Origin of the sequence: Kosakonia sp. (genome assembly GCF_032104925.1) — a bacterium.
Lineage (GTDB): Bacteria > Pseudomonadota > Gammaproteobacteria > Enterobacterales > Enterobacteriaceae > Kosakonia.
Genome location: NZ_DAMCGF010000002.1, coordinates 632,761 through 644,461, shown reverse-complemented (window position 1 = coordinate 644,461; position 11,701 = coordinate 632,761). Strand labels below are relative to the sequence as shown.

The window sequence follows — 11,701 nt, the reverse complement described above, 5'->3', positions numbered from 1 at the left end:
CGCTCGGTTCGTAGCCGAGTACTCTATCCAGCTGAGCTACGGATGCATCGGGAAACTTACTTTACAACGCTGATTCAGTGCTGCGTTACCTCGCCACACTGAGCAAGATGGTGCATCCGGGAGGATTCGAACCTCCGACCGCTCGGTTCGTAGCCGAGTACTCTATCCAGCTGAGCTACGGATGCAAAATGGCGGTGAGGCGGGGATTCGAACCCCGGATGCAGCTTTTGACCGCATACTCCCTTAGCAGGGGAGCGCCTTCAGCCTCTCGGCCACCTCACCACACGCGCCTCTTTCGAGTGCTTCGAAGAACTTGTTAAGGGCTCATCGTCGCTGCGTGGCGCACATATTACTTTCTGGGACTTATAAGTCAAACACTTTTTCCAGCCCCTGAATCGTTTGCACACTTCGCAGGCAATTAGCCTGCAAAAAGGCCAAAAAGGATGTTTTATCAGCAGAAATTCTGCCGTTTCGCTGTAGAAAAATGGCAAAGACATTCCATCTCAACAGGCGGGTAACAGGGAAAAACAGCAAGTATGAAATAAAAAGGAAACGTATTGAGGGGAAAATCAGAGGTGGAGTTGCGTCTCGCCGGAAAACAGCGAGACGCGATAATGGCATCAGTAGTTCGACTGCTGTGATTTTTCAGCCTGGATACGCTGGTAGATCTCTTCACGGTGAACGGAAACTTCTTTAGGGGCGTTAACGCCGATACGAACCTGGTTACCCTTAACCCCTAATACAGTCACAGTGACCTCATCCCCAATCATGAGGGTTTCACCAACTCGACGAGTCAGAATCAGCATTCTTTGCTCCTTGAAAGATTAAAAGAGTCGGGTCTCTCTGTATCCCGGCATTATCCATCATATAACGCCAAAAAGTAAGCGATGACAAACACCTAAGTGTAAGCAGTCACGGCATTACATTCTGTTAAACCTAAGTTTAGCCGATATACAAGACTTCAACCTGACTTTATCGTTATCAATAGCGTAGTGGCAACAACGCCATAACCGCAAGGTTATGGCGTCTGCTTTCGCTTTGTAATTATGACAGTTTAGCGCTTACCCAGTCTTTTACACTGGCGAGAGCGGCAGGCAGTGCGGCTGCGTCTGTACCGCCGGCTTGCGCCATATCCGGACGTCCGCCACCTTTACCCCCGACCTGCTGGGCAACCATACCAATCAATTCCCCTGCTTTCACACGGTCGGTCACATTCTTCGACACACCCGCAATCAGGGAAACTTTTCCTTCCGCCACGGTGGCAAGCACAATCACTGAAGCACCCAGTTGGTTTTTCAGATCGTCCACCATGGTACGCAGCATCTTCGGCTCGACGCCAGCCAGCTCGCTAACCAGCAGTTTTACGCCGTTAAGATCGATAGCTTTACCGGACAGGTTAGCGCTCTCCTGCGCTGCCGCCTGCTCTTTAAGCTGCTGCAACTCTTTTTCCAGCTGGCGAGTACGTTCGATAACAGTACGCACTTTATCGCCAAGGTTCTGGCTGTCGCCCTTCAGCAACTGCGCAACATCGTGCAATTGGTCACTCTGCGCATGCAGGCTGGCAATCGCGCCTTCACCGGTAACGGCCTCGATACGACGCACGCCTGCCGCTGTGCCAGATTCAGACACAATGCGGAACAGACCAATATCACCGGTGCGGGAAGCATGTGTGCCGCCGCAGAGTTCAGTCGAGAAATCACCCATGCGCAGCACGCGCACGCGGTCTTCGTATTTCTCACCAAACAGCGCCATTGCGCCATTCGCTTTTGCCGTTTCCAGATCCATGATGTTGGTTTCGATTGGCAGGTTACGGCGAATTTGCGCATTCACCAGATCTTCTACCGCACGGATTTCCGATGGCTTCATGGCTTCAAAATGGGAGAAGTCAAAGCGCAACGCTTTGTCATTGACCAGAGAGCCTTTCTGCGCAACGTGCGTACCGAGCACATCGCGCAGCGCGGCATGCATCAGGTGTGTGGCAGAGTGGTTCAGACGAATACGCGCACGGCGCGCTTCATCGACTTCCGCTTTCACACCGTCGCCCACTTTCAGCGAACCGCTACTCAACTTGCCGAGGTGACCAATCGCCTGGCCGTACTTCTGCGTATCCTGTACGGCAAAGGCAAAGCCATTACCTTTCAGTTCGCCTTTATCGCCCACTTGGCCGCCAGACTCGGCGTAGAACGGCGTTTCATCAAGAACAACAACCGCTTCCTGACCTGCGGCGATCGCGTTAACCGGCTTACCATCGACAAACAGCGCAGTCACTTTGCCGTTCAGTGCCAGATGGTCATAGCCTTTAAATTCCGAAGCGCCATCAACGCGGATCATCGCGTTGTAATCTGCACCGAAACCGCTGGATTCGCGCGCGCGGCGGCGTTGCTCTTCCATCGCGGCTTCAAAACCTGCTTCGTCAACTTTCAGATTACGTTCACGGCAGACATCGGCGGTTAAATCCACCGGGAAACCATAAGTATCGTACAGGCGGAAAGCGGTCTCGCCGTCCAGCGTGTCACCTTTCAGTTTTGCCAGCTCTTCGTCCAGCAGCGCCAGGCCACGCTCCAGCGTACGCGCAAATTGTTCTTCTTCGGTTTTAAGAACCTGCTCAACCTGCGCCTGCTGGCGTTGCAGATCTTCACCGGCGGAACCCATCACCTCAATCAACGGGCCTACCAGTTTATAGAAGAAGGTGTCCTTCGCGCCCAGCATGTTGCCATGACGAATCGCACGACGAATGATACGACGCAGCACATAGCCACGGTTTTCGTTCGACGGAATGACGCCATCGGCGATCAGGAAGGCACAAGAACGAATGTGGTCGGCAATAACACGCAGCGACTTGTTGCTCAAATCTGTCGCGCCGGTCACATTTGCCACCGCCTGAATCAGTCGGGTGAACAGGTCGATTTCGTAGTTGGAATTCACATGTTGCAGCACCGCGGCAACACGCTCCAGGCCCATACCGGTATCCACGGACGGCTTCGGCAGCGGTTCCATAGTGCCATCGGCCTGGCGGTTGAACTGCATAAAGACGATGTTCCAGATTTCGATATAGCGGTCGCCGTCTTCTTCCGGGCTGCCCGGAGGGCCACCCCAGATGTGGTCGCCGTGATCGTAGAAAATCTCGGTGCACGGGCCGCATGGACCGGTATCGCCCATCTGCCAGAAGTTGTCAGAAGCGTAAGCGGCGCCTTTGTTATCGCCGATGCGGATAATGCGCTCGCGCGGCACGCCCACTTCTTTTTCCCAGATTTCGTACGCTTCGTCGTCCGTTTCGTATACCGTCACCCACAGACGCTCTTTCGGCAGGTTGAACCAGTTCTCACCGGTCAGCAGTTCCCATGCGTACTGAATAGCATCATGTTTGAAGTAGTCGCCGAAGCTAAAGTTGCCCAGCATTTCAAAGAATGTGTGATGGCGTGCGGTGTAACCGACGTTTTCCAGGTCGTTGTGTTTACCACCAGCACGTACGCAACGCTGTGCTGTGGTAGCGCGGGAATAATTACGTTTGTCGAGCCCAAGGAATACATCCTTGAACTGGTTCATCCCGGCGTTAGTAAACAGCAGAGTCGGGTCGTTATTCGGTACCAGGGAGCTGCTGGCAACTACCTGATGTCCCTTACTATGGAAAAAATCGAGAAACGCCTGACGGATCTCAGCGGTGCTCTTGCTCATAATTATCCTGAAATCAAGCTAACGAAATGTGGTAACCGGCCGTTGCCATACATGGAAAACGCGCCAGCTACTGGGAAAAGTGGGAATAAGATAAGTTTTCTTTACTGCGAAGTAAAATCCCGTATGCGCTCAGTCGGCAAAATTTCGCCATATTTCCTGAATATCTTCCTGCATAAAGCCGCGATAGAGCAAAAAACGCTGCACTTTTACTTTCGCCGCATATTCAGTCGGTAGCGGTTCGCCATATTTGCGCTGCGCTTGCGCACGGGCACTCTCCACCCAGTCGATATCGCATTCGCGTAGCGCGCTTTCGCTGTCTGCTCGCGAAATCCCTTTTTGATTTAACTCCTGCCGAATGCGCGCCGGACCATAACCTTTGCGCGCACGACTGGCGATAAACTGGCGCACAAAGCGCATATCATCAAGAAAGTTATGCTCCAGACACCATGCCACGACCTCTTCGACCTCTTCCGGCGTGATATCCAGTTCTTCCGGGCCGTTTTTACTCATTACTGGCGCGGTTAATTTGCGGCGAAACTCTTTTTCGCTGTGATCGCGCATCGCCAGAATCCGCATCGCCCTGTCACGCAGGCGGGCAACGGCGGAGCGTCGGGAAGGGTTCTCGGGCATGGCTTGATCCTGTGTTCGTAGAAAAGCAAAAGGGCTGCATCAGCAGCCCTTGATTACCATTCAAATTATCAGAAATCTTCGTTGGTTTCTTCAACGTCTTCGTCATTACCATCGGCAGTGAATTCAGCGGAAGAACTCTGATTGCTGAGCAGAATTTCGCGCAGCTTTTTCTCGATCTCTTTTGCTGCCGCCGGGTTTTCTTTCAGCCAGGTTGTTGCGTTCGCTTTACCCTGACCAATTTTGTCGCCGTTGTAGCTATACCAGGCGCCGGCTTTCTCAATCAGCTTCTCTTTCACGCCAAGATCGACCAGCTCGCCGTAGAAGTTGATGCCCTCGCCATAGAGGATCTGGAATTCAGCCTGCTTAAACGGCGCAGCGATTTTGTTTTTCACCACTTTAACGCGGGTTTCGCTGCCGACCACGTTATCCCCCTCTTTCACCGCACCGATACGGCGAATATCCAGACGCACAGAGGCGTAGAATTTCAGCGCGTTACCGCCGGTGGTGGTTTCCGGGTTACCGAACATTACGCCAATTTTCATACGGATCTGGTTGATGAAGATCAGCAGCGTATTGGACTGTTTCAGGTTACCAGCCAGTTTACGCATCGCCTGGCTCATCATACGTGCCGCAAGGCCCATGTGAGAGTCACCGATTTCGCCTTCAATTTCCGCTTTCGGTGTCAACGCTGCAACGGAGTCGACCACCAGCACGTCAACCGCACCGGAGCGCGCCAGCGCGTCACAGATTTCCAGCGCCTGCTCACCGGTATCCGGCTGAGAGCAGAGCAGGTTGTCGATATCAACGCCCAGTTTGCGAGCGTAAACCGGATCCAGCGCGTGTTCAGCATCGATAAACGCACAGGTTTTACCTTCGCGCTGTGCTGCGGCAATAACCTGCAAGGTCAGCGTCGTTTTACCTGAAGATTCAGGTCCGTAAATTTCGACGATTCGCCCCATCGGCAAACCGCCAGCGCCCAGCGCGATATCCAGCGAGAGCGAACCGGTAGAGATGGTTTCCACATCCATGGAACGGTCTTCACCCAGACGCATGATGGAGCCTTTACCGAATTGCTTTTCGATCTGACCCAGTGCGGCTGCAAGCGCCTTTTGTTTGTTTTCGTCGATAGCCATGATTACTCCTTCATGCAGAGTGAAGCGCGTTACGCTCCGCGGTGAATTACTGTTCTGTTGTCGCAATTATACTGTATGGTCATACAGTATCAAGCATTTTGTAGAAAATGTTGCCAAAGGGTTTGCAGGGCATAGGCGGTGGCCTGTCTGCGCACCGCTTCACGATCGCCGGAGAAGCATTCACGGCGCGTGATCCCTTCCCCGCTGACGCTGGCAATGCCAAACCAAACCGTGCCAACCGGCTTCTCGTCGCTGCCGCCATCCGGCCCGGCGATGCCGCTAATGGAAATCGCATAATCGGCACGCGCTGCCTTCAGCGCGCCAATCGCCATCTCGACCACCACCGGCTCGCTGACCGCGCCGTGCGCATCCAGCGTGGCGGGCTGTACGCCAATCATTTGGGCTTTCGCTTCATTACTGTAGGTAACAAACCCGCGTTCAAACCAGGCGGAACTGCCAGCGATATCGGTGATCACCTTCGCCACCCAGCCGCCGGTACAGGACTCTGCCGTTGTCAGCGTCGCGCCGCGCGCCCTGAGCGCCAGCCCGATGCGTTCGCTGAGCTGCATTAATTCATTGTCCGTCATGATGGTTCCCGTGCGTCTAAAAACTGTGGCGGAAAAGATACCACTTTCCGTGAAAAGATGGAGACGGGATGGCGAATTTACGAGGGGGCTTCCGAAAAAAGGCCAGCGAGCGCCGGCCTGCATGGCTTATTGCCTGTTATTTCATGCTGTTATAGATAGTGTCGACGTTATGACGAAAGGCTTTCTGATAGGTATCTGCCACCCCGCCTTTGGCGCTTAACGCTTCCGGATAAAGTTCGCCACCCGGTTGCGCGCCGGTTGCGCTGGCGATCTGTTTCACCAGCCGTGGATCCAGCTGGTTTTCCATAAACCACACTTTCACGCCATCGGCTTTGATCTGTTTGATCAGCGAAGCGACCTGCGCGGCGCTGGCTTCACTTTCAGAAGAGATGCCTTGCGGTGCCATGAAATCAACGCTGTAAGCGCGAGCAAAGTAACCAAACGCGTCGTGGCTGGTCAGCACTTTGCGTTTCGCCTGCGGCACCGCGCTGAAGCGCTCTTTCGCCCAGCTATCCAGCTTAGTTAACTGGTCGATATAACGCTGGCCGGAGGCATTCAACGCGGCTTCGTCAGCCGGATCGGCTTTTACCAGCGCGGCAAGAATATTTTTCGCATACAGCGCACCATTCGCCGCACTGTTCCAGGCGTGGGGATCGGTCACCGTTGCGCCATCTTCTTCCAGCGTATGCGTTGCAACGCCGGTTGATGCGACGACAAGCTGGCCTTTAAAGCCAGAGGCTTTCACCAGACGATCTAACCAGCCTTCCAGCCCCAGGCCGTTCACCACCACCACGTCGGCGCTGTTAAGCAGTGCGCTGTCTTTCGCCGACGGTTCAAAGGTATGCGGATCGCCATCCGGCCCCACCAGCGTCGTCACCTTGACGTGATCGCCGCCGACTTGCCTGGTGATATCGCCCAGAATCGAGAAGCTGGCGACCACATTTACTGTTTTTGCCATTGCGCCCTGCGCCACCAGGCCGAGCGCCAGCGCCAGAATAAGCCCTGTCCGTTTCATCATTTCCCCTTGCTACGTTAAAAGTGCGCGCAGGCTGCGAGCCAGCCCACTGCGCGTGCCGAATAAAATGGAAAAAAAGAAGACAATACTGGCGGTCAGCACAATCGCCGGTCCGGCGGGTAATCCCGCCATCCACGACAGGCTTAACCCAAGCCACGCGCACAGCGCGCCAATGCTGGCCGCAAGCCATAATAATCCCGGTAACGTCCGCGCCCAGCAGCGCGCCGCCACGGCGGGGAGCATCATCACGCCTACGGCCATTAATGTGCCGAGCACCTGAAACCCGGCCACCAGGTTAAGCACCAGTAACGCCAGAAACAGCCCGTGCAGCAGGCCAGGTGCACGCGGGGCGTTAACCTGCAAAAACGCGCTGTCGAACGCTTCACTGACCATGCCGCGATAGCAAAACGCCAACATCATCAGCGTCAGACTGGCCACTCCTGCGACAAACAGCGCCGAGTCGCGATCGACCGCCAGAATCGAGCCAAACAGCAGATGCAGCAGATCGACACTGGAGCCGCGCAGCGAAACCAGCGTGACGCCGAGCGCCAGCGAACCGAGGTAGAAACCGGCAAAACTGGCATCCTCTTTCAGCGGCGTGCGGCGGCTTACCCATCCGGCAACCAGCGCAACCACGATCCCGGCGATAAAACCGCCGATACTCATCGCCAGCAGCGACATGCCGCTCAGCAAATAACCCACCGCCACGCCAGGCAGAATGGCGTGCGACAGCGCATCGCCCATCAGGCTCATGCGCCGCAGCAGCAAAAAAACGCCCAGCGCCGTGGTACTGATGGAGAGCGCCAGACACACAACCAGTGCGCGGCGCATAAAGCCAAACTCGATAAACGGCTGGAAAAAGAGATGCCAGATCATGCGCTGCACGCCTCATCTTTTGCCGCGAAATGCCCTGTCGCGCCCCACTGTGCCACGCGTTCGTCGAGGCGTAACGTTTGCGGGAAATAGCGAGACACGCGCTCGCTATCGTGCAGCACGGCAATAATGGTTTGCCCGCCGCGATGCATGTCCACAATCTGCTCCATCAACAGTTGCGATGTGGCTTCATCAATACCGGTGAACGGCTCGTCGAGCATCACCAGCGGCGCGTTCTGCACCCAGACGCGGGCAAACAACATGCGCTGAAACTGCCCGCCGGAGAGCGTATCAATCGTTTCGCGCGCCATTGCTGTCAGCCCAACGCGATCCAGCCCCTGAGCGATGCGGCTACGGGCATCGCGGTTCAACCCGCGAAACAGCGAAACGCGCGGCCAGCAGCCCATACTCACCACGTCCTGCACGGTGAGCGGAAATTGAGATTCCAGCGCGTGCCGCTGCGCCAGCCAGCCGATGACTGGCCGCGCCGGTTGCCAGCGCAGAACGCCGCTCACCGGCGGTAAAAATCCGGCCAGCGTTTTTAACAGGGTCGATTTACCGCAGCCGTTCGCGCCAACAATCGCCGTCATACTGCCGCGCGCCAGCGTGCCGCACAGCGCCGGCGTGATCGCGAGGCGATCGTAGCCTGCGACCAGGTGGTCAAGTTCAATCATGGCAGCGCAACCGCCCAGCCAGTCAGGAGCCAAAGCACCGCTAATAGTGCGGCTGCCAGCACGAAACGGATCGTGCCGGAAAGGGAAAACAGCGTTACGGGAATCATTCACACACCTCATATGTTATAACGTAACAATAATCAGTATGAATAATTAAGTAAATCGCTATGCGTAACGGGAGTGCATCGAAATGTTTCAGATTCCCCTCCCGCAGGAGGGGAGAGGGATCAGCGAACGCGCGCCAGTGAAACCGCCTGGCCGAGCTGCCAGACCGCCATCGCGTAATGCGTGCTGTGGTTATAGCGGGTAATGGTGAAGAAGTTCGGCAGACCGTACCAGTACTCATAGCCGGTGCCCACATCAAGGCGCAGCAGGCTCGCCTGTTGGTGCGCGCCCAGCGGTTGTTGCGGTGTTAAACCCGCCGCCGCCAGTTGCCCGACGCTGTAATTGGTTTTAAAGCCATTTTCCAGCCCCGGTGCCTGGCCGTTGGCCGGAACCGCCACGATATCGCCCTTCACCCAGCCGTGCTGTTTGAAGTAGTTCGCCACGCTGCCAATGGCATCCACCGGATCCCACAGGTTGATATGCCCGTCGCCGTTGAAATCGACGGCGTACTGCTTGTACGAAGAGGGCATAAACTGTCCATAGCCCATTGCGCCAGCGAAAGAACCTTTCAGTTCGAGCGGATCATCACTTTCATCGCGCGCCATCAGCAGGAAAGTTTCGAGTTCACTGGCGAAATACTCCGCGCGGCGCGGGTAAGCGAAGGCCAGCGTCGCTAACCCGTCGAGAATACGCGTTTTGCCCATCACGCGGCCCCAGCGGGTTTCCACGCCGATGATGCCAACGATAATTTCCGGCGGCACACCGTAAACCATCCACGCGCGGTTAAGCGCGTCTTCATACTGATTCCAGAACGCCACGCCATTTTGCACGTTGTCCGGAGTGATGAATTGCTTGCGATAGCGCAGCCAGGCGCCGTTCGGCCCGGTGGGTCCCGCTGTCGTCGGCGCTTGCTTATCCATCAGGCGCAACACGTAATCCAGGCGTTTGGCCTGCGAGAGAATTTCATGCAGTTGCTGGCGGTCAAAACCGTGCTTACTGACCATCATATTGATGAACTGCTCCGCCGCCGGGTTATTGGCAAAGTCACCGCCGGTCATCAGAACATTGTGCTGCGGCTCAAGCAGAAAACCACCGGAAGGCGCGGGCGACGCGGTTTGCGGGGTTTCAGCAAGCGGGGGTTTACTGCTACAGGCACAGAGCACAACAAACGCAGGCAGTAATGCTGCGTAACAACGCTTCAACATGGGACTTCCATTTTAAACGAATCAGCCAGGAGCAAGTATGGTAAAGCATCTGGTTACCGACAAGGAAGCGCCGTAACGCCTGCGCACGCGATCTCACTTCACTTTTTCACCTTCCATTACGCGTTCATTTAATTCCGCTCACTCTCGCAAAAACTTTCACAATGATCATTTTTTCTTTCATAACGAGATCTAAATAACACATTTCAACCTTTCATAATGATTATGATAGTGCACGGTTAAACAACAAAACGACAACCCTACAGGAGAGAACAATGGAAACCATTACGCATGGTGCCGAATGGTTCATCGGGCTGTTTCAGAAAGGCGGCGAAGTGTTCACCGGCATGGTGACCGGTATTTTGCCCCTGCTGATAAGCCTGCTGGTTATCATGAACGCACTGATTAACTTTATTGGCCAACACCGGATCGAAAAATTTGCCCAGCGCTGCGCGGGCAATCCCCTTGCCCGCTATTTGCTGCTGCCCTGCATCGGCACGTTTGTCTTCTGCAACCCCATGACACTGAGCCTCGGGCGCTTTATGCCAGAGAAGTACAAACCCAGTTATTACGCTGCCGCGTCCTATAGTTGCCACTCAATGAATGGCCTGTTTCCGCATATCAACCCCGGCGAGCTGTTTGTCTATCTGGGGATCGCCAACGGTCTGACAACGCTGGGCTTGCCGCTCGGCCCGCTGGCGGTGAGCTACCTGCTGGTCGGGCTGGTGACCAACTTCTTCCGCGGCTGGGTTACCGACCTCACCACTTCCATTTTCGAGAAGAAAATGGGCATTCAACTTGAACAAAAAGTCCAACTCGCTGGAGCAACATCATGACGCGCATAGTGATTGAAAAAGGCACCGGCGGCTGGGGCGGCCCGCTGGAAATCGACGCCAGCACTGAGAAGAAAATTGTCTATATCACCGCGGGCACCCGCCCGGCGATCGTCGATAAGCTGGCGCAACTCACCGGCTGGCAGGCGGTTGACGGCTTTAAAGAGGGCGAGCCGCCAGCAGAGGAGATTGGCGTCGCGGTGATCGACTGCGGCGGTACGCTGCGCTGTGGTATCTATCCGAAACGCCGCATCCCGACGGTGAATATCCACGCGACAGGGAAATCCGGCCCGCTGGCGCAGTACATCCTGGAAGATATCTACGTTTCCGGAGTGAAAGAGGACAATATCCATCTGCACGGTGACGCGCCAACCGCCGCACCAAAACGCCCGGTCGCGAAGGATTACGACACCAGCAAAAAAATCACCGAGCAGAGTGATGGCCTGCTGGCAAAAGTCGGCATGGGCATGGGTTCGGCGGTCGCGGTGCTGTTTCAGGCCGGGCGCGACACCATCGACACAGTGCTGAAAACTATTCTGCCGTTTATGGCCTTCGTCTCGGCGCTCATCGGCATCATCATGGCCTCCGGGCTTGGCGACTGGATTGCCCACGGCCTCGCGCCGCTTGCCAGCCATCCACTCGGGCTGGTGACGCTGGCGCTTATCTGCTCCTTCCCGTTGCTGTCGCCCTTCCTCGGTCCAGGCGCGGTGATTGCCCAGGTGATTGGCGTGCTGATTGGCGTACAGATCGGCCTCGGCAATATCCCACCGCATCTCGCCCTGCCCGCGCTGTTCGCCATCAACGCCCAGGCGGCGTGCGACTTCATCCCGGTGGGCTTGTCGCTGGCGGAAGCGCGTCAGGATACCGTGCGCGTCGGTGTCCCCTCCGTACTGGTCAGCCGTTTTTTAACCGGTGCGCCAACGGTGCTGGTCGCCTGGTTTGTCTCCGGTTTCATTTATCAATAAGGGGTGTTT

The 11,701-nt window shown here is 55.8% G+C and carries 11 protein-coding genes and 2 tRNA genes; 2 read left to right on the top strand and 11 right to left on the bottom strand.

What is annotated here, in order from left to right:
• Window positions 1-108 precede the first annotated feature (108 nt).
• The 11 genes from RT644_RS06120 to mltB form a co-directional block, all read right to left on the bottom strand.
• Window positions 109-185, bottom strand: a tRNA-Arg gene (locus tag RT644_RS06120).
• Window positions 186-189: 4 nt separating this feature from the next.
• Window positions 190-282, bottom strand: a tRNA-Ser gene (locus RT644_RS06115).
• 338 nt (window positions 283-620) lie between these two features.
• Complete coding sequence (gene csrA, locus RT644_RS06110) at window positions 621-806, bottom strand: carbon storage regulator CsrA (protein WP_007370562.1); 186 nt, start codon at window positions 804-806, stop codon at window positions 621-623.
• Window positions 807-1,044: 238 nt separating this feature from the next.
• Complete coding sequence (alaS, locus tag RT644_RS06105) at window positions 1,045-3,675, bottom strand: alanine--tRNA ligase (RefSeq protein ID WP_313626148.1); 2,631 nt, start codon at window positions 3,673-3,675, stop codon at window positions 1,045-1,047.
• A 129-nt stretch (window positions 3,676-3,804) separates the two neighbouring features.
• A complete protein-coding gene (gene recX / locus RT644_RS06100; protein ID WP_313626147.1) occupies window positions 3,805-4,305 on the bottom strand; it encodes a recombination regulator RecX in 501 nt (166 codons plus the stop codon).
• A 68-nt stretch (window positions 4,306-4,373) separates the two neighbouring features.
• The gene (gene recA / locus RT644_RS06095; protein ID WP_020454923.1) at window positions 4,374-5,438 is read right to left on the bottom strand and encodes a recombinase RecA; all 1,065 of its coding nucleotides are present in this window, start codon (window positions 5,436-5,438) and stop codon (window positions 4,374-4,376) included.
• Between the two features lie 89 nt (window positions 5,439-5,527).
• Window positions 5,528-6,025, bottom strand: coding sequence for a nicotinamide-nucleotide amidase (pncC, locus tag RT644_RS06090; protein WP_020454924.1), 498 nt, complete (start codon window positions 6,023-6,025; stop codon window positions 5,528-5,530).
• 136 nt (window positions 6,026-6,161) lie between these two features.
• Window positions 6,162-7,040 (bottom strand): metal ABC transporter substrate-binding protein, encoded by an 879-nt coding sequence (locus tag RT644_RS06085; RefSeq protein WP_313626158.1) that lies wholly within the window; start codon window positions 7,038-7,040, stop codon window positions 6,162-6,164.
• Between the two features lie 12 nt (window positions 7,041-7,052).
• Window positions 7,053-7,916, bottom strand: a complete 864-nt coding sequence (locus RT644_RS06080) for a metal ABC transporter permease (protein ID WP_097407348.1) — start codon at window positions 7,914-7,916, stop codon at window positions 7,053-7,055.
• A complete protein-coding gene (locus RT644_RS06075) occupies window positions 7,913-8,587 on the bottom strand; it encodes a metal ABC transporter ATP-binding protein (RefSeq protein ID WP_313626146.1) in 675 nt (224 codons plus the stop codon). Before RT644_RS06075 ends, RT644_RS06080 begins: the two co-directional genes overlap by 4 nt.
• 227 nt (window positions 8,588-8,814) lie before the next feature.
• The gene (mltB, locus tag RT644_RS06070; protein WP_020454928.1) at window positions 8,815-9,897 is read right to left on the bottom strand and encodes a lytic murein transglycosylase B; all 1,083 of its coding nucleotides are present in this window, start codon (window positions 9,895-9,897) and stop codon (window positions 8,815-8,817) included.
• Between the two features lie 272 nt (window positions 9,898-10,169).
• On the opposite strand from mltB, the gene srlA reads away from it, so the two are divergent.
• Both srlA and RT644_RS06060 read left to right on the top strand, forming a co-directional pair.
• A complete protein-coding gene (srlA, locus tag RT644_RS06065) occupies window positions 10,170-10,730 on the top strand; it encodes a PTS glucitol/sorbitol transporter subunit IIC (RefSeq protein ID WP_045510963.1) in 561 nt (186 codons plus the stop codon).
• Window positions 10,727-11,692 (top strand): PTS glucitol/sorbitol transporter subunit IIB, encoded by a 966-nt coding sequence (locus RT644_RS06060; RefSeq protein ID WP_020454930.1) that lies wholly within the window; start codon window positions 10,727-10,729, stop codon window positions 11,690-11,692. The genes srlA and RT644_RS06060 overlap by 4 nt, the downstream gene beginning before the upstream one ends.
• Window positions 11,693-11,701 lie beyond the last annotated feature (9 nt).

Bases quoted from the DNA above. Each gene is read 5' to 3' on its own strand.
- csrA (WP_007370562.1), bottom strand. From the start codon at position 806: ATGCTGATTCTGACTCGTCGAGTTGGTGAAACCCTCATGATTGGGGAT.
- alaS (WP_313626148.1), bottom strand. From the start codon at position 3,675: ATGAGCAAGAGCACCGCTGAGATCCGTCAGGCGTTTCTCGATTTTTTC.
- recX (WP_313626147.1), bottom strand. From the start codon at position 4,305: ATGCCCGAGAACCCTTCCCGACGCTCCGCCGTTGCCCGCCTGCGTGAC.
- recA (WP_020454923.1), bottom strand. From the start codon at position 5,438: ATGGCTATCGACGAAAACAAACAAAAGGCGCTTGCAGCCGCACTGGGT.
- pncC (WP_020454924.1), bottom strand. From the start codon at position 6,025: ATGACGGACAATGAATTAATGCAGCTCAGCGAACGCATCGGGCTGGCG.
- RT644_RS06085 (WP_313626158.1), bottom strand. From the start codon at position 7,040: ATGAAACGGACAGGGCTTATTCTGGCGCTGGCGCTCGGCCTGGTGGCG.
- RT644_RS06080 (WP_097407348.1), bottom strand. From the start codon at position 7,916: ATGATCTGGCATCTCTTTTTCCAGCCGTTTATCGAGTTTGGCTTTATG.
- RT644_RS06075 (WP_313626146.1), bottom strand. From the start codon at position 8,587: ATGATTGAACTTGACCACCTGGTCGCAGGCTACGATCGCCTCGCGATC.
- mltB (WP_020454928.1), bottom strand. From the start codon at position 9,897: ATGTTGAAGCGTTGTTACGCAGCATTACTGCCTGCGTTTGTTGTGCTC.
- srlA (WP_045510963.1), top strand. From the start codon at position 10,170: ATGGAAACCATTACGCATGGTGCCGAATGGTTCATCGGGCTGTTTCAG.
- RT644_RS06060 (WP_020454930.1), top strand. From the start codon at position 10,727: ATGACGCGCATAGTGATTGAAAAAGGCACCGGCGGCTGGGGCGGCCCG.